This is a genomic window from Pandoraea norimbergensis, assembly GCF_001465545.3.
GTDB classification, from domain to species: Bacteria; Pseudomonadota; Gammaproteobacteria; order Burkholderiales; family Burkholderiaceae; genus Pandoraea; species Pandoraea norimbergensis.
Window position 1 is genome coordinate 637,134 of sequence record NZ_CP013480.3, and the last position, 21,105, is coordinate 658,238.

Here is a 21,105-nt window from a genome sequence, read left to right on the forward strand (position 1 = left end):
GACGCGTCTCGACGTCCATCAAGGGCAAAAGGGAATTCATGAGGGGATCCATGAGAGGAACCATGCGCTGGCTTCACGCCTTGGCCGGTCTGACCTTGGCCGGGGTGATAAGCCTGGGCCATGCCGCCGACACCACCGGCAGCAAAACGACGGACAACACTTCCGAATTCACACTCTCCAACGGGCTGCGGCTGATCGTGCGCGAAGACCATCGGGCGCCGACGGTCGCGCATGTGGTCTGGTACCGCGCGGGCTCGCTCGACGAGTTCAACGGCACGACGGGCGTGGCTCACGCGCTTGAGCACATGATGTTCAAGGGCACGAAGACGGTCGGCCCGGGCCAGTTCTCGCGCCAGGTCGCCGCGCTCGGCGGCCGTGAGAACGCATTCACCAGCAAGGACTACACGGGCTTCTTCGAGCAGACCGAGAAGTCGCGCCTGCCCGACATGATGCGTCTCGAAGCCGATCGTATGGCTAACCTGACGCTCACGGCCGACGAATTCGCCAAAGAGATTCAAGTGGTGATGGAAGAGCGCCGGCTGCGCACCGACGACCAGCCGCGTGCCTTGCTCTACGAGCAACTGATGGCGTCAGCGTTGGTCGCCAACCCGTACCGCCGGCCGATCGTGGGCTGGATGGACGATCTCCAGCACATGACCGTCGACGATACGCGCGCATGGTACGAGCGCTGGTATGCACCGAACAATGCGGTGGTGGTCGTGAGTGGCGACGTCGATCCGCAGCAGGTGCGCCGTTGGGCCGAGCAGTACTACGGCCCGATCAAGTCGCACACGCTGCCCGAGCGCCGGCCCCAGAACGAACCCGCCCAACTGGGCGTGCGCCGAGTGTTCGTGAAGGCCCCTGCAGAGAACCCGAACGTGATGCTAGCGTGGCGTGCGCCGCGTCTGACGGATGTCGAGAAAGATGACGACGTCTACGCGCTGCAAGTGCTGGCGGCGGTGCTCGACGGCTATGGCAACGCGCGCCTGACGAGCCGCCTCGTGCGCGAGCAACGCATCGCCAATGACGTGGGTGCCGGTTACGACGGCGTGGGTCGCGGCCCGCAGTTCTTCATCCTCGATGGCACGCCCGCACAGGGCAAGACGCCCGAGCAGATCGAGAAGGCGTTGCGTGCTCAGGTCGCCGACATTGCGGCGCATGGCGTGACCGACGAAGAACTCAAGCGTGTGAAGGCGCAGGTCATTGCGGGGCAGATCTACAAGCGTGACTCGGTATTCGGTCAGGCGATGGAGATCGGTCTCAATGAAATGTCGGGCATCTCGTGGCGGCAGATCGACCGCATGCTCGAGAAGGTGAAGGCGGTCACGCCGGCACAGGTGCAGGCAGTGGCGGGCAAGTACTTCGGCGACGACACGCTGACGGTGGCCACGCTGGTGCCGCAGCCCGTGGATGAGGCGACACGCAAGCGCCGCGCCCAAGGGGCGGAAGACCTGAAGAACATGCGCTAAGAGGCCACCCGATGATGAAAATTACCGCACTACTGCGTGCGTTTGTCCTGCCTGCCTGCGTGGGCGCTGTTGCCGCTGCGGCAGCCATGCCGACGACGGCACTGGCGGCACTGCCGATCCAGACTTGGACGGCGCCCTCCGGCGCCAAGGTGCTGCTCGTGGAGAGCCATTCGATTCCAATGCTCGATCTGAACATCGATTTCGATGCGGGCAGCCGTTACGATCCGCCCGGCAAATCCGGCTTGGCGCTGCTCACTGCCGGGTTGCTCGATTCCGGCGCGACGGCAGTCAACGGCCGCCCGGCACTGACCGAGGCGCAGATCGCCGACCGTTTTGCCGATGTGGGCGCGATGGAGGCGACGAGCGCGGGGCGTGATGCCGCGACCGTCACGATGCGCACGCTGTCGTCGGCGGCCGAGCGTGACGCCGCCGTCAGTACGATGGCGCAGTTCCTGCAACATCCGACGTTCCCCGAGGCCGTGCTCAAGCGTGAGGCCGCGCGCCTGTCGGCAGCGATTGCCGAGGCCAACACCAAGCCCGAAGCCATTGCCGAGAAGGCTTTCCGTAGTGCCATTTATGGCAGCCATCCGTATGGGGTGAGTGCCACGGTGGCGAGCGTGAATGCGGTCAAGCGTGACGATCTGGTGCGCTTCTATCGCGACATGTTCAGTCCGAAGCGTGCGGTGGTCACCATCGTCGGCGACATCGACCGCGCACAGGCCGAGAAGCTGGTGGCGACGCTGACCGATGCCATGCCGGCGGGTATTCAGCCGCCTGCCATGCCGCCCGTGGCAGCGCTGCGCAATGCCGTGCAGATCGATCTGCCGCACCCGGCAGAGCAGGCGCATATCGTGAGCGGTCAGGCGTCGGTGGCGCGCAGCGACCCCGATTACTTCGCGCTGCTTGTGGGCAACTATGTGCTGGGTGGCGGCGGATTCGTGTCGCGACTCACGGCGGAAGTGCGCGAGAAGCGTGGGCTGACGTATGGCGTCACGAGCATGTTCGTTCCACAGTTGCAGGAAGGGCCGTTCGAGATCAGCTTGCAGACGCGTCGCGAGCAGGCCCCTGAAGCGCTGAAGGTGGTCCGCGAGACGTTGGGCAAGTTCGTGCAGGAAGGCCCGACGGACGCCGAGATGCAGGCCGCGAAGGACAACCTGATCAATGGTTTCCCGCTGCGTCTGGACAGCAATCGCAAGCTGCTGGCGAGCGTGGCGGCGATCGGCTTCTACAACCTGCCGCTCGACTATCTCGATACGTGGACCGACAAGGTCAAAGCCGTGACCGCTGCGCAGGTGAAGGACGCGTTTGCGCGTCATGTGCAACCTGACAAGCTGGTGACCGTCGTCGTTGGCCCGGGCAATGTGTTCGGTGCTGCGAGCGCAGGTGCGGCGGCAAGTGGCGCTGCGGCAGCAGGCCCGAAAGCGAAGTAACGCTGCGGGTCGATTCACGCCGTACGAAAAACGGCACCGGGAGATTTCCGGTGCCGTTTTTTCTTCAGGGGTAAGGTCGAAAGCGTTTCGGCGTTTCGGCGTTGCCCCGGGTTATCGCAAAATTCGCCGCCGCAGCAACGCGAGTGCAATCGCAAACGCGATCACTGCGTAGGCGACCAACGCGGCCACATGCAGCCATGGCTGGTCGATGGCGCGTCCGAGCATGGCGGGTCGAATCAACGCGATGGCGTGCGCCAGCGGCAGCCATTCGGTGACATGGCGCGCCGCCGCCGGGAGTTGCGACAGCGGGAAGAACACCCCCGAGAGCAGCAACATCGGCGTCATGACGAGCGTCTGATAGAACATGAAGAAGTCGTAACTCGGCGCGAGTGCCGTCATGACCATCGCCAGACTCGCGAACGCGAAACCGGCGAGCACCACCGCGGGCAGCACGACCGGCAGGGCGTCGAGCCGCGCGTAGCCGAGGACGCTGGCCACCAGCAGGATCGCGAGGCCCGAGAGCACGGCTTTGCTGGCCGCCCAGGCCACTTCACCGAGTACGACGTCGCCCAGCGTCAGCGGTGTGTGCATGAGCGCCTCCCAGGTGCGCTGCACGTGCATGCGCGAGAAGCCCGAATACATCGATTCGAAGCTCGCTGAGAACATCACGCTGGAGCCGACCGTGCCCGCGGCGAGAAACGCAATGTAGGGCGTGCCGTCCACATTCCCGACCATCATGCCCAGTCCGAACCCGAGCCCGAACAGGTAGATCATCGGATCGGCCAGGTTGCCGAACATCGACGCAATGGCCAGCTTGCGCCAGACGAGAAAGTTGCGCCGCCATACGCCCGTCCACGGCGTGAGGCCCGGGAGATAGCGCGGGGTTTCCGGTCGCTGCGAGCGGGCTGTTGTTTGATCGGTCTGGTGCTGGCGATCTGCCTCAGTCATCACGCATCTCCCGTCCGGTGAGTTTGAGGAAGACGTCTTCCAGATTGGCGCGCCGATGCAGATAACGCACGCCGGGCTGGTCGCGCAGCGCGTTCACGATCGGGGTGGCGTCGCGCACATAACAGAAGTGCGTCTCGCCACTCGTCTCAATGCGCTCTGCCAAGGGCGCAAGGTGTGCCAGTAGCGCGTGCGGCACATCGCCGAAGACTTCGACCACGTCGCAACCGATTTCGCGCGCGACCAACTCGGGCGGCGTGCCTTCCGCGATCTTGCGGCCGGCGTCGATCACACACAGGCGATGGCAAAGCCGCTCGGCCTCTTCCATGAAGTGCGTGGTGAGCAGGATCGTTTTGCCCTCGTTCATCAGCGACTTGAGTCGTTCCCAGATCAGGTGGCGTGCCTGCGGGTCGAGCCCTGTTGTCGGCTCGTCGAGCAGCAGCAGATCGGGATTGTTGATGAGGGCGCGGGCGAGCGTGAGGCGTCGCTTCATGCCGCCCGAGAGTTGCCCGACGCGCGCGTCGGCTTTCGATTCGAGCCGCGCAAAGGCGAGCAGGGCGGGCACCCGTTCGCGCACATCGGCGGAGGAGAGTCCGAAATAGCGCCCGAAGATCGCCAAATTCTCGCGCACGGTGAAGTCGGGGTCGAGATTGTCGAACTGCGGCACCACGCCGATACGGCGCCGGGCTTCCGGGGCGAGTCTGGGGACCGGCAGGCCGCCGAGCCGGATCTCCCCGGCGTCGGGGGTGACGAGGCCGAGCAGCATGCGCAGCGTCGTGGTCTTGCCCGCGCCGTTGGGCCCCAGCAGCCCAAAACACTCGCCGGGCGCGACGTGCAGCGACAAGTGATCGACGACGGGGCGTCCGTCATAGGCCTTGCAGAGTTCGGTTACCTCGATGGCGGCATCGGTCATGGCGAATTCGGGGGTCTCCTGTCGTCGGGCATGCCCCTTCGAAACCACAGGGGGCAAGTCTTACGGGCGATGTGGTATGTTTCGCCTCAACAATGTAGCGTGAATTACCATGAATTTGGACGACCAGCGCGCGCAACCCTGCGCGCGATCTCACTATTTGGGCACTTTGGCTGCGGTTGATGCCGCTGCTGCATCGCACGTCGATGTCGCAACCAACAAAGCAATCCGGGGCGCGGCATGAAGTCAGGTTCCGGAAACGTCGCACGCGGCGCGCCCCAGCAGGTACGCATCATTGGCGGCCAGTGGAAGCGCACGCCGCTGCCTGTGCCGCCCGGTGACGGCCTGCGTCCCACGCCGGATCGTGTGCGCGAGACGCTGTTCAATTGGCTTGGACAAGATCTTGATGGCCTGCGTTGCCTCGATGCCTTTGCGGGCAGTGGCGCGCTGGGCTTTGAAGCGGCCTCGCGAGGCGCGGCCCGTGTGCTGATGGTCGAGTACGCCGCACCGGCCGTGCGCCAGTTGCGCGCCAATCAGGCCAAGCTCGCCGCCGATCAGGTCGAGATCGTGCAGGCGGACGCGCGGCGCCTGATAACCACACTTGCACCCGGGGCTTTCGACGTGGTGTTTCTCGATCCGCCGTTCGCCAGTGGCTGGCTGGCCGGCCTGCTGGCCCCTGCGGCCCGTCTGCTGGCGCCCAACGGCGTGATTTATGCTGAATCCGACGCGCCGCTCGACGACGAAGCGCTGGCGGCGCTGGCGCTAGTGTGTGTGCGCCGGGCGAAAGCCGGAGCGGTGCATTATCATTTGCTTGAATCGATTCCGAAAACCTAGAGACCACAATGAACAAGTACGTAGTAACGGTCCCCAGCCGCGAGGAGACGTTGGCATGGTAGTGGCGATCTATCCGGGGACGTTCGACCCGCTGACCCGAGGGCACGAAGATCTGGTTCGCCGTGCGGCGGGCATTTTCGACAAGCTCATCGTCGGTGTGGCCGACAGTCGTAACAAGAAGCCGTTCTTCACGCTGGAAGAGCGCATCGACATCGCGCGCGAGGTGCTTGGGCACTATCCGAACGTGACGGTCGAGGGGTTTTCCGGGCTGCTCAAGGACTTCGTGCGCAAGCACCAGGCGCGCGTGATCGTGCGCGGGCTGCGTGCCGTGTCCGACTTCGAGTACGAGTTCCAGATGGCCGGCATGAACCGCTATCTGCTGCCCGACGTGGAAACGATGTTCATGACGCCGTCGGACCAGTACCAGTTCATCTCGGGCACGATCGTGCGCGAGATCGCACAACTGGGTGGCGATGTCAGCAAGTTTGTGTTCCCTTCCGTCGAGAAGTGGTTGGTGACGAAAGTCGGCGACCTGTCGGCGAAGGGATGAGTATCGTGCGCGCCGGTCTGGCCCCGGGGCTGGCCCGAGGTCTGACTCGGATGGCGGGCCGGCGTCGCGATACAGTTGGAGGTGCCGTATGGCCTTGATGATTACCGATGAATGCATCAATTGCGACGTGTGTGAGCCCGAGTGCCCGAACGACGCAATTTCGATGGGGGTCGAGATTTATGAGATCGACCCGAACAAGTGCACCGAGTGTGTCGGGCACTTCGATGAACCGCAGTGTGTGCAGGTGTGTCCGGTGGAGTGCATCCCAATTCATCCGGAACACGTCGAGACGCCTGCGCAGTTGCTCGCGAAGTACACCCACCTGCAAGCGGACAAGCTGGCCTGAATCACCTCAATCGCCTGATTTGCGTGATTCGCCAGCCACGACGTTCCGCGTCGGCTAACGCTGTCCGCTGCCACTGCCACTGCCACTGCCACTGCCACTGCCACTGCCACTGCCACGTCAATAGGCGCCCGCACAGCTAAACGCCCTACGCCGGGTAACTTACTTCCCCGGCGTGGCGTGCAATCGCATCATCGCCTTTTCCATCTCACCTTTCACGACGAGATCGACGATGTCGAGCGAGCGCGACATCGCGTCGTCGATTTGCGCCTGTTCTTCCTTGCGCGGTGGCTTGAGCACGAAGTCCACCACCTGTTGCTGACTGCCCGCTGGTTGCAGCGTACGCGGATGGCCGATGCCCAGGCGCAGGCGCCAGAAATCGGGCGTCGTCAGATGCGCGGCAATGTCCTTCAGGCCGTTATGACCACCACTGCCACCGCCGCGTTTGAGTTTGACGCCGCCGGGCGGCAGATCGAGTTCATCGTGCACGACGAGGATTTCGTCCGGCAGGATCTTGTAGAAGCGCGCGAGGGCGACGACTGATTGCCCCGAGCGGTTCATGAACGTCTGCGGTTCGAGCAGCCAGACCTCGCTGCCGGCGATGCGTGCGCGGGCCGCATAGCCATGAAAGCTCTTCTGGTTCGACAGCGAGGCGCCGCTTTGCTGCGCCAATGCGTCGACAAACCAGAAACCGGCGTTGTGCCGGGTTGCGGTGTATTCGGCGCCCGGATTGCCGAGCCCTACGATCAGCTTGATCATTTCGGTATCAGATCTTGTGTGCAACCTACGCAGGATAGGCGCACCGCAATAAAAAAACCCGCCGTGACATGACGTCGCGGCGGGTTTTGCGTCCAGCGTCGCCGCTGAAGGACAACTCGCAGGCTTAGGCAGCCGGCGTTTCGCCTTCGGCAGCCGGGGCAGCGGCTTCATCAGCAGCAGCGCCCGCCGGTTGCACGGCTTGCGCCACGACCGGGTTTTCTTGCTCGACGTGCAGCACGAGCGTCACGCCTTCCGGCAGCTTGACGTCCTTGGCATGCACGGTTTGACCAGCAGCCAGCTTCGACAGATCGACTTCCAGGAATTCCGGCAGCTTGCCCGGCAGGCAGCTGATGTCGAGGTCGTTCACGATGTGGCTGATCACGTTGGCCGACAGCTTCACTGCGGGCGATTCTTCAGCGCCCAGGAAGTGCAGGGGCACCTTCACGTGGATCGGCTTGGTGGCGTCGACACGTTGGAAATCCACGTGCAGAACCAGTTGCTTGAACGGGTGGTACTGCACATCGCGCAGCAGCACTTGTTCCGACTTGCCAGCGATTTCCAGGTCGAGAATCGACGAGTGGAAAGCTTCTTTACGCAGGGCGTGCCACAGTGCGTTGTGATCGAGTTCGATCAGTTGCGGATCAACGTTACCACCGTACACGATGCCTGCGGTCTTGCCGGCATTGCGCAGGCGGCGGCTCGCACCCGTACCTTGCAGATTACGCTCAAAAGCGACGACTTTCATAACAACTCCTTGTACCACCCGCGACCAGGTGGCGATTTCTTCCTGAACTTTTCCGTGCAAAAAACACGGGTTTCAGGAACGACAAAGGCGGGGAAAACGCTCCCCGCCGACATGACAACGGCGCCACACAGGCGCCGTCGCAAAAATTCTACTGAACGCTTACTCCGCGAACAGCGACATCACTGAGTCGCCGCGACGGATACGCGAGAACGTTTCGGCGAGCAGGCCAGCGCAGCTCAGCTGGCGAATCTTGCCGCCCTTCGAGTCGTCGCGCAGCGGAATCGTATCCGTCACGACCACTTCGTCGAGCGCCGAAGCGTTGATGCGTTCTGCTGCGCCACCCGAGAGCACCGGGTGCGTACAGTAGGCGTACACCTTCTGTGCGCCGCGTTCCTTGAGCACTTGCGCTGCCTTGCAGAGCGTGCCGGCGGTGTCGACCATGTCGTCCATGATCACGCACGTACGGCCGTCGACTTCACCGATGATGTTCATCACTTCGGCCACATTGGCCTTCGGACGACGCTTGTCGATGATGGCCAGATCGCAATGCAGTTGCTTCGCGAGTGCACGGGCACGCACCACACCGCCGACGTCCGGCGAAACCACCAGCAGGTTTTCGTGATTTTGCTTGCGCACGTCAGCCAGCAGCAGCGGCGAGGCGTAAATGTTGTCGACCGGGATATCGAAGAAACCCTGAATCTGGTCGGCGTGCAGGTCCATCGTGATGATGCGCTCGACGCCTGCGATTTGCAGCATGTTGGCCACGACCTTCGCCGAGATCGCCACGCGCGCCGAACGGGGGCGGCGATCTTGACGGGCATAGCCGAAATACGGGATGGCAGCAGTGATCCGGCCGGCAGAAGCGCGCTTGAGCGCGTCGACCATGATCAGCAGTTCCATCAGATTGTCGTTGGTCGGAGCACACGTCGACTGGAGGACGAAGACGTCCTTGCCGCGCACGTTTTCCTGGATTTCGACTTGAATCTCGCCATCCGAGAATCGGCTGACCATGGCCTTGCCGAGCGGGATGCCGAGAGTGTTGACGACCTCTTGGGCCAGGGCGGGATTGGCGTTCCCGGTGAATACCATTAGGTTATCACTACTCATCTGGCTACCTGCGGGACGTATTGATGCTGAGACTGAACGACAGAGAAATTGGCAGGGGAGGAAGGACTCGAACCCTCGTATGCCGGAATCAAAATCCGGTGCCTTAACCAACTTGGCGACTCCCCTACACTAACCGATGCCTTTGTTGCGTCGTAGGAACGCAGCAAAGTAAAACTTTTTCACGCAAATGCGAACAACGGGTGTTCGGCCAGACCGGCGGTCACTTGACCCAGCCAGCGCTCTGGCAATCGCTTACATGCCGCTTCCGCTTCTGCCTTCGTGTCGAATGCTGCAAACACGCTGGCGCCGGATCCCGTCATGCGAGCTGTGGTGAAGGTTCTGAACCAGTCAATCACAGCAGCGACTTCCGCGTATTCTCGAGTGACTACCGCCTGCATGTCGTTACGGAAGATTTCATCCGTTTCGAACACGTTTTTGTTGGCGTGCTCAAGAAAGAACGCCATTGTGACGACGTTCGAATCCCTTGTCAACAGGGGATCACGAAAAATCTTATCGGTTGCGACGTGTACCCGCGGGTTGACGACCAGAAAGTGCCGTTGCGGTAGATCCACCGCCTGCATTTGCTCGCCCAGCCCCTCGGCAAACGCATTGCGCCCGAACACGAAGAACGGCACGTCGGCACCGAGTTTGAGCGCGAGCGTCTGGAGCTCGGCGCGCGGCAGATCGAGCTGCCACATGCGGTTGAGGGCGAGCAGGGTGGTTGCTGCGTCCGAGCTGCCGCCGCCGATGCCGCCACCGGCCGGCAAGCGCTTCTCGATGCCAATATCCACGCCGAACCGCACCCCGCAGTGTTCCTGAAGCAAGCGCGCGGCCCGTACCGTCAGATCGGTCTCGGGCGGCACGCCGGGCAGCGGGTTCGTATGCACGATCTTGCCGTCGTCGCGACGCTCGAAATGCAGCGTGTCGGCCCAGTCGATCAACTGGAAAACGGTTTGCAGTTCGTGATAACCATTGGGCCGGCGTCCCACGATGTGCAGGAACAGGTTCAGCTTGGCCGGAGCCGGGCAGTCACGCAGGATTTCGTACATGGCAAAGCGTCGTGAGGGCTAACGGCAGGCGCCGGTCGCCGGAATGCAGGGAATCGCGCGCTCGCGGTCATCGAGCGACCGTTTGAGCAAGAGGCGCCAAGGATAGCACCGCAGGGCGAGGCTTACTCGTCGATCGCCAGGCGCACCGCCAGCGGCGAGCCATCGAGGTCGCGCGAGAGGTCGACGCGTTTCACACGCAGGGGCGTGGTGTCGAAGTACGCCTGATAGTCGATGGTCCAGCCGTCCTGCACGAGGCGCGTCGGGCGTTGCGTCTGCGGGTCGCGCTCGATAGTCGCCTGCGACCCCGGTGCGCCTTGCATGTGCAGCCAGTAGCGCATGCCGCCGACCGGCAGGGCGAAGCCGAGGGCGTCGTGCATCACGTCTTCGAGACGCGGACCGGTCAGCGGCGCCTTACCCGGCAATTCGAGCGTGGCGCCACGGGGCGTCTGCCGCACGATCGCCTGTGTCTGCCCGAGCGGATCGAGCAATTGCACGGTGGCGTTGTCGCCGCTTTGCTGCCAGTCGAAATTACCGTACGTATTGCGCGCTTCGCCGTTCTGCTCGAATCGAATCGAGAAACGTCCCCGGTAATGCTCCACGCTGGTGCCTTCGGCCTGCGCAATCGGGGTGGCCGGCGCCAGGCTCGCACACCCGCTGCCGAGCGCGGCGGCGGAGATGGCGAGTGCCATGCCGGCGGCCCGCATCGTCAGACGCGGGCGCGGCAACATCGAGATATCGAAACGGAACAAGGGCAGTTGAGGCAAGCGGGACATCGTCAGCAAAAGGAAAGGCGTCGCGAGGAAAGGCTCGCGACGCCGGTATCACAGCATTACGGCGTGACGTTGTAACGCTTCATCGTCGAGCGCAGCGTGTCGTCGTCGCTATCAACCTTGAGCGCTTCGCGCCAGGTCTTGCGGGCTTCGTCCTGCTGACCGGTTTCCCACAGCACTTCGCCCAGATGTGCGCCGATTTCGGCCTGTGCCTGAATGCCGTACGCACGGCGCAGCAATTCGAGCGCTTGCGTCTTGTCGCCAAGGCGGTACTTCACCCAGGCGAGGCTGTCCATGATGTAAGGATCGTCCGGTGCCAGCGACGACGCCTTCTGCAACAGCTTGAGCGCTTCCGGCAGGCGCGTATTGCGCTCGGTGAGCGAATAGCCCAGCGCGTTGTAGGCCTGCGCATTGTCGGGCTGCGCCGACATCACGCGACGCATGGCTTTTTCCATGACGTCGTAGTGCTTGTTCAGCTCGGCGACCATGCCGTACTGGTAGAGCAAATCGGGATCGTCCGGATGGTCCTTGACCTCGACGGCGAGCAGCTTCTCAGCGTCGTCATAGCGCTTGGCTTTGACGAGCAGATCGGACTCGGCACGCTTGAGCGCGAGTTGCTCGCGCGGGTCGCTCGACTTGATCCCGTGCAGCAACGCGCGGCCTTCTTCGACCTTGCCTTGATCGGCGAGCAACTGCGCGCGCCCGATCTGCGCCGGCAGATAGGCGTTGCTGTCTTCGCGAATCTTCGAGAGCCACTTGTCGGCGGCCGGGTAGTCCTTGCGATCCTGCGCAATCTGCGCGAGATACACATACGCTTGCGCGCCATCGGTGTTCTGCTGCTCGGCTTCGGTCGCGTACTTTTGCAAGTACCGTTCGGCCGCGCCGGGGTGTTTGGCGTGCAGGTTGAGCAGCGCCAGCGCCATCAGCGTCGACAGCTCGTGCGGATAGCGCTTCTCGAGCGTCTCGAACTGCTTTTGCGCGGTATCGAGCTGGTTGTCGGCGAGCAGCAGCTTGGCGTAGGCAAAGCGCGCTTCCTTGGCATCCGGATTGCGGTCGAGGAACGTCTTCAGGCCGGCAATGGCACTCGCGCGCTCCTCCGGACCCATCTGGCCATAAAGCAGTGCGGCCGCTTCGTAATCCGGCTTCAGCTTGAGTGCCGTTTCGAGCGAAGTGCGTGCGCCGGCAGTGTCGCCTGCGTCGAGTTGCGACCGGGCCAGCGCCAGTTGCGCTTCGGGGCGTTGCAGATCGTTCGCCAGCATGCGCTTGAGCGACTCGATGCCGGTGGCACGTTCCGGGCTGCGCGCAATCATCTGCTGCAACTCGAGAATGGCTTGTCCGCGGCGCGCTTCCGGCACCTTGTTCAACTCGTCGGTGAGCAACGGCTCGGCTTCTGCCAGATGACCGGTGCCGACTTCGAGGCTGGCCAGCAACTGCGTCGCGGGACGCCACGTCGGGTCGAGTTGATGCCACAAGCGGGCCGCGACGAGGGCGTCGCCGAGCTGGCGTGCGCCGAGTGCGATCTCCACGGCACGGCGCGCCATACGCGGGTCCTTCGTGCGGTTGGCGAGCGAGACGTAGGTATTGAAGGCGGGCGCGAGGTTGCCTTGTTGCAGGCTCAGTTCGGCGGCCGTCACTTCAAACACGATTTCGCTGGTGAGCGCGACGTTCGGCAGCTTCTCTTTTGGAACGTCGGCGTTGGGCGGGACATCTTCGCTGTCCGCATCGGCGTCCGCGCCTGCCTTGCTCGCTGCGCCCGGCTTCGCCGCTTTCGACGGCGCGGCGGCGGGTGCGGCCGGTGTGGTCGGTTGTGCGGGCTGGACGACGCCGGGTTGACCGGTCTGGGCGAAGGCATTCGAAGATGGCAGAAATGCCATGATCGCGCTGGCGCAGGTCACGCCGAGCGCCGTTGCACCGGCCCAGGCACCGCGCGCCAAGGCGCCGCGCAGACGGGAAGGCACGGCCACCGAAGGCTTCGAAGCGGTGAGGATGGACGGGAGACGAGTGTTCGGCATAGGGATCCACGGCAGGTTTCGAGCGATTGTAGCGCGCCCGATACAATAGAGTCTAAATCCTCAGCAAACGTTCGCAGGCATGCCTGAACTCCCCGAAGTCGAAGTCACCCGCCGCGGCATCGTGCCGCATGTGGCGGGCACGCGCGTCGCTCGCATCGACGTTCGTAATGCATCGTTGCGCTGGCCGGTGCCCGCCGGGCTCGACGCATTGCTGCGTGGCGAGATGCTCATCGACGTGACCCGTCGCGGCAAATACCTGCTGCTCGAATATGCGCCGGGCTGGTTACTGGTGCATCTGGGCATGACCGGGACGTTGCGCGTCCTGCCCGAGCCGGAAGCACTGCCGGTCGCCGGCATTCACGACCACATCGATCTCGTGTTCGAGCGCTGCGCGTTGCGCTATCGCGATCCGCGCCGCTTCGGCGCCGTGCTGTTTCATCCGCGCACGGCCGGCGATGTGCTCGGTCATGCGTTGCTCGCCAATCTCGGCGTCGAACCGTTCTCAGACGCGTTCGACGGCAACCTGCTTTACGCGGGCACGCGCGGGCGCTCCGTGGCTATCAAGCAAGCGCTACTGGCAGGCTCGATCGTCGTTGGCGTGGGCAATATCTACGCGTCGGAAAGTCTCTTTCGTGCGGGCATCAATCCACGGCTTGCTGCCGGAAAACTGTCGCGTCCGCGTTGTGAAAAGCTCGCCATCGCGGTGCGGGAAACGCTCGCCGCAGCGATCGAAAAAGGCGGCAGCACGTTGCGCGATTTCGTCGGCAGCGATGGCAAAAGCGGTTATTTCCAACTTGAATATTTCGTCTACGACCGGGCAGGGCAGCCGTGCAGAGTGTGCGGCACGCCGATCCGGCAGATCGTGCAGCAGCAGCGCTCCACGTTCTTCTGCCCGCACTGCCAGAAATGAAAGCGTCCGACCCCACAAGAATAACCATGCCCCACTCGTTGACCGACACCTTCGCCGAACGCCTGATCGCGTGGCAGGCCGAACACGGCCGCCACGATCTGCCGTGGCAAAACACACGAGACGCCTATCGCATCTGGCTCTCGGAAATCATGTTGCAGCAGACGCAGGTGGCGACGGTCATTCCGTATTACGCCCGCTTTCTCGAACGATTTCCCGATGTGGCGGCGCTCGCTGCCGCACCGCAGGACGATGTCATGGCGCTCTGGGCCGGACTCGGCTACTACTCCCGCGCCCGCAATCTGCATCGCTGTGCGCAGGTCGTGATGGCCGAGCACGGCGGACGCTTCCCGTCCGACCCTGAGACGCTCGCTACGCTGCCGGGTATTGGCCGCTCGACGGCGGCGGCCATCGCCGCTTTCGCCTACGACGCCCACGCGGCGATTCTGGATGGCAACGTCAAGCGGGTGTTGGCGCGCGTCTTCGGCATCGAAGGCTTTCCGGGCGCCCCGAAGATCGAGCGCGAAATGTGGGCACTGGCGGAATCGCTGCTGCCCGAGCGCGATTTACCGGCGTACACGCAGGGCATGATGGATCTGGGGGCAACGTTGTGCGGGCGCGGCAAGCCGCGTTGCGAGGAGTGTCCGTTCGACAGCGACTGCGCCGCACACGCGACGGGGCGCGAGCGCACGCTGCCGACGTCGAAGCCTAAAAAGGCCCAGCCGGAGCGCTACGTGGATGTGCTGGTGATTCGCGCCGGCGAGCGGGTGCTGTTCGAACGGCGCCCCGACAGCGGCATCTGGGGCGGGCTATGGAGTCTGCCGGAACTCACACCGCCGCTCGATGCTCGCGAGGATGACGACGCCGCACTGCGAGACCGCATTGGCGCGCGCGCGTCGACGTTGGGCGCCGCGCATGGCGTGGTGCGATCGATGGTGCCGCTGCTCGGGCTCACGCATGTATTCACGCACTTCAAACTGCATCTCCGCCCGTGGCTGGTGACGATGGCCCATTCGGCCGAGTCGAGCGTGGCAACGGGGTCGCAGCAGGCGTGGATGAATGCGGGGGAGGTGGCCGGGGCCGGTTTGCCGTCGCCGATCCGCAAGATTGCCGAAGCCCTCGCGCCCGACGACGGGCAATTGTCACTGCCGGCCTGATTCAAGCCGATTGGGTGCGGCTCAGGCGCCTTCGCCGTCCGCAAGTTCGCGGTGGCGTACCAGAACGCTCGACTCGGCGCGAAAGCGCTCGCCGAGCGTTTCGGCGATGAACACCGAGCGGTGCTGTCCGCCGGTGCAGCCGATGGCCACGGTCAGGTAGCTGCGGTTGTCGCGCATGAAGCTCGGCAACCACTTTTGCAGATACGCGCCGATGTCATTGATCATCTCGTCGACTTCCGGAATCGCCGAGAGGAAGTCGATGACGGGCTGGTCGCGGCCAGTGAGCGGGCGCAGTTGCGTGTCGTAGTACGGATTGGGCAGCGAGCGCACATCGAAGACGAGATCGGCATCGAGCGGCACGCCGTGCTTGAATCCGAACGATTCGAACATCAACGTCAGGCCTGCGTGATCGTGCTGCACGAATTCACGAATCCAGCGCCGCAACGCACTTGCGCGCAGATTGCTCGTGTCGATCTGATGCCCCAGCTCGGTCACGCTGTTGAGCATCTCACGCTCTTTCTCGATGGCCTCCACGAGCGACCCGCTGGCATTCACCGGATCGGTCGATGCGGCAGAGAGCGGATGGCGGCGGCGCGTTTCTGAAAAGCGTTGTACCAGCGTTTGCGTGGTGGCATTCAGGAACAACACGCGCACATCGTGGCCGAAACGGCGCAAGCCGCCGACAATCGGTGGCAGATCGGCGAGCGAGCCGCCGCTGCGCGCATCGATAGCGACGGCCAGACGTGTGTAGTTCTGTGTTTCGAGGTATTCGGCGAGCTCAGGCAGAAAGCGCGACGGCAGATTGTCGACGCAGTAGTAGCCAGCATCCTCGAGGACGTTCAGGGCGAGCGATTTGCCCGAACCCGAAACGCCGGTAATCAATACGATCTTCATGGCATTTCCCGGATACAACCATGATGGTAAGCGATTGTGTCGTTCGGGTGTCGGGCTTGAAATTGCGTGAATGGTTCCGCGCGTTTTTCAGGCGTTCGCGCATTTCGGGCGAGATCGGTGCACCAATGAAAACGGCGCCCGTGGGGGCGCCGTTCGCGAACACTGTTGGCGGGCCGGATATCAGGCCGCCGGTTGATTCGACAGGCACTGCTTCATGAACGCCTTGCGGTCGTCGCCCTTCTTGCCGGTGGCGGCCGTGTTGCAGGACTTCATCTTGTCTTGCTGGGTTTGCTTGGCGGCAGGTGCCGGGGTGCCGGCGGCCGACAGACATTGCTTCATAAACGCCTTGCGATCGTCGCCCGTCTTGCCGGTCGCTTGTTGATTGCAGGCGGTCATCTTGTTGTTCTGCGAGTTCGCCTTGGGTGCCGCCGGTGCTGCGGCCGTTTGGGCGAAAACGGGCGATGCGAGCAGCGGGGACAGCAGGAGCAGTGCAGCGAGTGCTTTCTTCATGGTCGTCTCTCCATAGGGTCGGACACGCAAGGGGAAGGACTGCGTGGCGATTACAACATGAAAGAAAACGCGCCGCAATCGCGCGGCGTTGACAGAAAAACGCAGAAATTGCGGTAAACCCGGGGGATTGGGTTGGCCTTTGCGGTGCCGGGGCCTAGAGCAGCTTGCCCTGCATGCCGTCCGGGTCCTGCATGGCCTGGCGCTGACGCTCCATGAAGTCCTTGAGCGTATCGATGCCGCGCAGTTGCAGTATCGTGTTGCGCACGGCGGCTTCGACCAGCACGGCGAGGTTTCGCCCGGCCGCCACTTGCAAGATCACTTTGTTGATGGGCAGACCCAGCACATCGACCGTTTGCGCTTCGAGCGGCAGGCGCTGGAATTCGCCATCGGGGCGGCGCACCAGTTGCACGATCAGCTTGAGCTTCATTTTGCGGCGAACGGCCGTCTCACCGAAGATCGTCTTGATGTCGAGCAGGCCGAGGCCACGGACTTCCAGCAGGTTCTGCAACAGCGGCGGACAGCGGCCTTCGACGAAATCGGGCCCAAGACGCACGAAATCGACGGCATCGTCGGCGACCAGCCCGTGTCCACGGCTAATCAGTTCCAGACCAAGCTCACTCTTGCCGAGGCCCGAATCGCCCGTCAGCAGCACGCCCATACCCAGAATGTCGATAAAAACGCCGTGCATCGTGCAACGTGGTGCGAACACGCGTGAAATGTACAGGCGCAGGCTATCGATGACCGAAGCGGTCGAGAGCGGGGTCGTGAACAGCGGGGTCGATGAACGCGTGCAGCGCAGCACGAGATCGGGCGGCGCTTCGAGGCCGTCGGCCACCACCAGGAACGGCGGCTCCAGCGCAATCACCTCGCCCATATGACGCTTGCGGTTTTCTTCCGTCAGACGCTGGTAGTAGCGCAGTTCGGCTTCGCCGAGCACCTGAATACGGTTCGGGTGGATGAGGTTCAAGTGACCGACGAGGTCGGCGCTCGATGTGGCCGTGGCCACGCTCTCCGGCGTGAAGCCGCGCTCCCACCCCTCATGGCCGGTCAGCCACGACAGCCGCAGCGTGGCGGCGTTGTCGTCGAAAATGCTTTGCGCGTTGATGCCGGTCAGTTCCACCGCGTCGCCTCGTTCGGTTGGGGGTGTGGGGGTCTACGCTACGGGGCTTGTCTGGCGTGTGGGCTCAGGGCTGCCAATTCGCGAGTGCCGTATGAATGTCTTCGGCGCTCGGTGCATTCGACAACGTCTCGCGCATCGATCGATCCGAAAGCAATTGTGCGATTTCGGACAGGATTTCGAGATGTTGCTGGGTGGCTTGTTCGGGCACCAGAAGGAAAAACAGCAGGGACACCGGCTGGCCGTCAGGCGCTTCGAAGGGGATCGGCGCTTCCAGGCGCACGAATGCTGCCATCGGATGCTTCAGGCCCTTGATACGGCCATGCGGAATCGCCACGCCTTCACCGAGCCCGGTCGAGCCAAGTCGCTCGCGCGCGAAGAGATTGTCGGTGATGACAGCGCGGGTGAGCCCGGCATTGCTCTCGAATAGGAGCCCGGCTTGCTCGAAGACGCGCTTCTTGCTGGTGACGGAGAGTCCAAGCAGGATGTTGGACGCAGGTAAGAGTTTGACTAAACGGTTCATCTTGTAATGCGGGCGAACGCGTAGTCGCCCTCCAACCCCCGATTGACCTCGCATTATAGACCACCTGCCGCCGACCCCTGCGCCATTCCCCAGAAATGCGCCGGACCATATAAAAGGGGCCGTTCAACGGCCCCGCGGTGGGTGATGCCAGACTATGACAGACGCAATTGCAGGCGCGAGGTTCCGCGCGGGCTTTCGCCGGTGTCAGTCGACGCGACTACCACGCCAGAAAGCACTCATTGCAGCGGTTCCTGCTCGGGCGGCTGCTGATGCTTGATGGCCTCGCGACCGTGGTCCTGAACCTTGTCCTTGAACTGGATTACCTTGCGGTCGAGCATATCGATCAGCTTGTCGATGGCGGCGTACATATCTTCGTCACACTTCTCGACGAAAATCTCCTTACCCTTGAGAAACACCGTAATGCTGGCTACTTGGCGTCCGGTTTTCTCCTTGGTCTTGTCGACAGAGAGGATCACCTCGGCGCCCATCACTTGATCGAAATGGCGCAACACGCGATCAAGCTTGTTAATCACAAATTCGCGCAGCGAAGGCGTGAGTTCGAGATGGTGTCCACTGATCTTCAGATTCATAGCTGCTCTCCTTGCTGAAATGCCGAAGTGCAGGCCACGTCACAAATGACGGGCTAGCGGGAGTGCGAGCCATTCATGTGACGCAATGTCGCACTGCGGCGTTATGCCCCAGCAGGCCAACACGGCTCACCAGGACTGTCCTACAAAGATTTGCGCAAGTTGACTGCGGGAATTCGCATGGCTTCGCGGTATTTCGCGACAGTGCGTCGCGCCACCACAAAACCTTGCTCTGCCAGCAGTTCCGCGATACGGCTGTCGGAAAGGGGGCTCTGCGGGTCTTCGGCTCCTATCAGTTGCTTGATGAGGGCACGGATGGCCGTGGATGACGCGGCCCCTCCGGCTTCCGTCGCGACGTGAGAACCAAAGAAGTACTTGAGCTCGAAAGTTCCAAATGGAGTGAGCATGTACTTACTGGTTGTCACCCGCGAAATCGTGGATTCGTGTAAACCCAGCGTATCAGCAATCTCGCGCAAAACCAAGGGGCGCATGCCGATTTCGCCGTGGGAGAAGAAGTTCTTTTGACGCTCGACAATCGCCTGCGCGACCCGCAGGATCGTGTCGAAACGCTGCTGAATGTTCTTGATCAGCCAGCGCGCTTCCTGCAATTGCTGTTGGAGGTTCCCGGTGCCCGGATCGTTGCGATTATTTCGCAGAATTCGCGCATACATCTCATTGATGCGCAGACGCGGCATCACCTCGGGATTGAGCTCCGCCGTCCAGCCGCTGCCCTGCCGGCGCACGAGGACGTCGGGAATGACGTAGTCGGCCTGCGGCGTGCCGTAGGCGGCCCCCGGAAACGGGTCGAGCGAGCGAATGAGCTGATGCGCGGCGCGCAGGCTGTCTTCGCCGACACCGAGTACACGGCGCAGTCGCGTGTAGTCACGTGCGGCAAGCAGTTCCAGGTGATCGGAGACGATGCGCAGCGAAATCGTGCGCACCGGGCTCGCAGGCAGCCGCTGCAATTGCAGCCGCAGGCATTCGGACGGGGTGCGCGCGCCGACGCCGGCCGGGTCGAAGCTTTGCAGCAGCGCCAGCGCGGCATTGATCTCTTCGGCTTCCAGCGACAACTCTTCGGCCACTTCCGCCTGAATTTCATCGAGCGTGGTGCCCAAATAACCGTCTTCGTCGAGCGACTCGATCAGAAACTCCACCAGCGCGCGATCGCGCGGCGCGGCCTTGGTCACGCGCAACTGGGCCAGCAGGTGTTCACGCAGATTCGGATGATCGACGTGCAGTTGCGGGCGCGAGTTGTTGTCGTCGTCGTCGGTGGCATTGCCCGTGCGGGCGAAGTCGTTCAGGCTCCAGTCGCTGCCGCTGTCCTGGCCGTTATCGTCGAAGCGCGCTTCGCCATCGAGCTCGCGTGCCTCGTCGTGACCGTTACCCTCTGACGGCGCGTCGTTCGTGCTGCTGACCGATGTCGTGCGTTCATTGCGAAGCGAGCCGTCGGTGCCGACGCGCACGGACCCGGCGAGCCAGTCGTCTTCGCGCTCGAGCATCGGGTTCTGGGTGAGGGCATGCTCGACTTCCTGCTGAAGTTCGAGCGTCGACAGTTGCAGCAACCGGATCGATTGTTGCAACTGGGGGGTGAGGGTCAGGTGCTGCGAGGTGCGGAGTTGGAGGGTCGGTTTCATAACGTTTCTCGCCTTCATTGTAGAGGCTTTGTCACGTCAGCGAAACCGGCCTGCCTCGCTATCGGAGGCAGGGTTTACATGCGAAAAATTAGCTTTACATCCGGAAATTTTCGCCCAGATAAACGCGCCGGACGCTTTCGTCGGCAACGATCTGGTCAGGCGTGCCGGCGGCGAGCACCGAGCCTTCGCTGATGATGTACGCGTGGTCGCAGATACCGAGCGTTTCGCGCACGTTGTGGTCGGTAATCAGGACACCGATACCTCGGTCTTTCAGGAAGCGCACGATGCGTTGAATTTCCAGCACGGCGATCGGATCCACCCCGGCGAACGGCTCGTCGAGCAGGATGAAGCGCGGCTGGGTGGCCAGCGCGCGGGCAATTTCCACACGGCGACGCTCGCCGCCCGAGAGCGACATGGCCGGGTTTTCGCGCAGGTGCGCCACTTGCAGCTCGTCGAGCAACGACTCGATGCGGCGCTCGATTTCATCGCGCTTGAGCGGTTTGCCCTGCGCATCGACCTGCAATTCGAGCACGGCGCGAATATTGTCTTCGACCGTGAGCTTGCGGAACACCGACGCTTCCTGCGGCAGATACGAGACACCCATGCGCGCGCGCTCGTGAATCGGCAGTTCGCTGATCAGGTTGCCATCCAACTGAATCTCACCGTCGTCGGCAGGCACCAGCCCCACGATCATGTAGAACGACGTGGTCTTGCCGGCGCCGTTGGGCCCGAGCAGCCCCACGACTTCGCCGCTTTTCACGTCGAGCGAGACGTCCTTGACGACGGTACGGGCACCGTATTGCTTCTTGAGCGAGCGCACGACGAGCGCGCTGGGCTTGCCGACCATGCCGGC

The 21,105-nt window shown here is 63.0% G+C and carries 22 protein-coding genes and 1 tRNA gene; 7 read left to right on the forward strand and 16 right to left on the reverse strand.

Annotated elements, in window-relative coordinates; all coding sequences use genetic code 11:
- The first annotated feature begins 62 nt into the window (after positions 1 to 62).
- The gene (locus AT302_RS02880) at positions 63 to 1,469 is read left to right on the forward strand and encodes a M16 family metallopeptidase (RefSeq protein WP_237172050.1); all 1,407 of its coding nucleotides are present in this window, start codon (positions 63 to 65) and stop codon (positions 1,467 to 1,469) included.
- A gap of 11 nt (positions 1,470 to 1,480) precedes the next feature.
- On the forward strand, positions 1,481 to 2,899 hold the full coding sequence (locus tag AT302_RS02885) for a M16 family metallopeptidase (RefSeq protein ID WP_058377130.1): 1,419 nt from the start codon (positions 1,481 to 1,483) through the stop codon (positions 2,897 to 2,899).
- A gap of 111 nt (positions 2,900 to 3,010) precedes the next feature.
- Here AT302_RS02885 and AT302_RS02890 read toward each other — a convergent pair whose 3' ends face one another.
- The gene (locus tag AT302_RS02890) at positions 3,011 to 3,847 is read right to left on the reverse strand and encodes an ABC transporter permease (RefSeq protein WP_058377131.1); all 837 of its coding nucleotides are present in this window, start codon (positions 3,845 to 3,847) and stop codon (positions 3,011 to 3,013) included.
- On the reverse strand, positions 3,840 to 4,757 hold the full coding sequence (gene nodI, locus AT302_RS02895) for a nodulation factor ABC transporter ATP-binding protein NodI (RefSeq protein ID WP_058377132.1): 918 nt from the start codon (positions 4,755 to 4,757) through the stop codon (positions 3,840 to 3,842). The genes AT302_RS02890 and nodI overlap by 8 nt, the downstream gene beginning before the upstream one ends.
- A gap of 237 nt (positions 4,758 to 4,994) precedes the next feature.
- On the opposite strand from nodI, the gene rsmD reads away from it, so the two are divergent.
- From rsmD to AT302_RS02910, 3 genes are all read left to right on the forward strand, one after another.
- Complete coding sequence (gene rsmD, locus AT302_RS02900) at positions 4,995 to 5,588, forward strand: 16S rRNA (guanine(966)-N(2))-methyltransferase RsmD (protein WP_058377133.1); 594 nt, start codon at positions 4,995 to 4,997, stop codon at positions 5,586 to 5,588.
- A 55-nt stretch (positions 5,589 to 5,643) separates the two neighbouring features.
- Entirely contained in the window at positions 5,644 to 6,138 is a 495-nt protein-coding gene (gene coaD / locus AT302_RS02905; protein WP_058377134.1) for a pantetheine-phosphate adenylyltransferase, read from the forward strand.
- An 88-nt stretch (positions 6,139 to 6,226) separates the two neighbouring features.
- Entirely contained in the window at positions 6,227 to 6,484 is a 258-nt protein-coding gene (locus AT302_RS02910) for a YfhL family 4Fe-4S dicluster ferredoxin (RefSeq protein WP_058377135.1), read from the forward strand.
- 159 nt (positions 6,485 to 6,643) lie between these two features.
- Here the strand turns inward: AT302_RS02910 and pth are convergent, their stop codons facing one another.
- From pth to AT302_RS02945, 7 genes are all read right to left on the reverse strand, one after another.
- Positions 6,644 to 7,240: an aminoacyl-tRNA hydrolase gene (gene pth / locus AT302_RS02915; RefSeq protein ID WP_058377136.1), complete on the reverse strand. Its 597-nt coding sequence runs from the start codon at positions 7,238 to 7,240 to the stop codon at positions 6,644 to 6,646.
- 124 nt (positions 7,241 to 7,364) lie between these two features.
- Positions 7,365 to 7,985, reverse strand: coding sequence for a 50S ribosomal protein L25/general stress protein Ctc (locus AT302_RS02920; RefSeq protein WP_058377137.1), 621 nt, complete (start codon positions 7,983 to 7,985; stop codon positions 7,365 to 7,367).
- A 159-nt stretch (positions 7,986 to 8,144) separates the two neighbouring features.
- Positions 8,145 to 9,092 (reverse strand): ribose-phosphate pyrophosphokinase, encoded by a 948-nt coding sequence (locus AT302_RS02925; RefSeq protein WP_058377138.1) that lies wholly within the window; start codon positions 9,090 to 9,092, stop codon positions 8,145 to 8,147.
- A 49-nt stretch (positions 9,093 to 9,141) separates the two neighbouring features.
- Positions 9,142 to 9,218 (reverse strand) — tRNA-Gln (locus AT302_RS02930).
- A 53-nt stretch (positions 9,219 to 9,271) separates the two neighbouring features.
- Positions 9,272 to 10,141, reverse strand: a complete 870-nt coding sequence (ispE, locus tag AT302_RS02935) for a 4-(cytidine 5'-diphospho)-2-C-methyl-D-erythritol kinase (protein WP_058377139.1) — start codon at positions 10,139 to 10,141, stop codon at positions 9,272 to 9,274.
- Between the two features lie 122 nt (positions 10,142 to 10,263).
- Positions 10,264 to 10,905 (reverse strand): outer membrane lipoprotein LolB, encoded by a 642-nt coding sequence (locus tag AT302_RS02940; protein ID WP_237172051.1) that lies wholly within the window; start codon positions 10,903 to 10,905, stop codon positions 10,264 to 10,266.
- A 65-nt stretch (positions 10,906 to 10,970) separates the two neighbouring features.
- A complete protein-coding gene (locus tag AT302_RS02945; RefSeq protein WP_058377141.1) occupies positions 10,971 to 12,923 on the reverse strand; it encodes a tetratricopeptide repeat protein in 1,953 nt (650 codons plus the stop codon).
- A gap of 79 nt (positions 12,924 to 13,002) precedes the next feature.
- Between AT302_RS02945 and mutM the strand changes: the two genes are divergently transcribed.
- Positions 13,003 to 13,833: a bifunctional DNA-formamidopyrimidine glycosylase/DNA-(apurinic or apyrimidinic site) lyase gene (gene mutM / locus AT302_RS02950; protein ID WP_058377142.1), complete on the forward strand. Its 831-nt coding sequence runs from the start codon at positions 13,003 to 13,005 to the stop codon at positions 13,831 to 13,833.
- Positions 13,834 to 13,859: 26 nt separating this feature from the next.
- A complete protein-coding gene (gene mutY / locus AT302_RS02955; RefSeq protein WP_084655993.1) occupies positions 13,860 to 14,987 on the forward strand; it encodes an A/G-specific adenine glycosylase in 1,128 nt (375 codons plus the stop codon).
- Between the two features lie 21 nt (positions 14,988 to 15,008).
- Here the strand turns inward: mutY and rapZ are convergent, their stop codons facing one another.
- From rapZ to lptB, 7 genes are all read right to left on the reverse strand, one after another.
- Entirely contained in the window at positions 15,009 to 15,881 is an 873-nt protein-coding gene (rapZ, locus tag AT302_RS02960) for an RNase adapter RapZ (RefSeq protein WP_058377144.1), read from the reverse strand.
- A 180-nt stretch (positions 15,882 to 16,061) separates the two neighbouring features.
- A complete protein-coding gene (locus AT302_RS02965) occupies positions 16,062 to 16,391 on the reverse strand; it encodes a PsiF family protein (protein WP_058377145.1) in 330 nt (109 codons plus the stop codon).
- 154 nt (positions 16,392 to 16,545) lie between these two features.
- Positions 16,546 to 17,511: an HPr(Ser) kinase/phosphatase gene (gene hprK, locus AT302_RS02970; RefSeq protein ID WP_058377146.1), complete on the reverse strand. Its 966-nt coding sequence runs from the start codon at positions 17,509 to 17,511 to the stop codon at positions 16,546 to 16,548.
- 64 nt (positions 17,512 to 17,575) lie between these two features.
- Positions 17,576 to 18,031: a PTS IIA-like nitrogen regulatory protein PtsN gene (ptsN, locus tag AT302_RS02975; protein ID WP_058377147.1), complete on the reverse strand. Its 456-nt coding sequence runs from the start codon at positions 18,029 to 18,031 to the stop codon at positions 17,576 to 17,578.
- Positions 18,032 to 18,267: 236 nt separating this feature from the next.
- Positions 18,268 to 18,621, reverse strand: a complete 354-nt coding sequence (hpf, locus tag AT302_RS02980) for a ribosome hibernation-promoting factor, HPF/YfiA family (protein ID WP_058377148.1) — start codon at positions 18,619 to 18,621, stop codon at positions 18,268 to 18,270.
- A 140-nt stretch (positions 18,622 to 18,761) separates the two neighbouring features.
- Positions 18,762 to 20,252, reverse strand: coding sequence for an RNA polymerase factor sigma-54 (locus AT302_RS02985; protein ID WP_058377149.1), 1,491 nt, complete (start codon positions 20,250 to 20,252; stop codon positions 18,762 to 18,764).
- A 94-nt stretch (positions 20,253 to 20,346) separates the two neighbouring features.
- Positions 20,347 to 21,099: an LPS export ABC transporter ATP-binding protein gene (gene lptB, locus AT302_RS02990; protein WP_058380055.1), complete on the reverse strand. Its 753-nt coding sequence runs from the start codon at positions 21,097 to 21,099 to the stop codon at positions 20,347 to 20,349.
- Between the last annotated feature and the right edge of the window lie 6 nt (positions 21,100 to 21,105).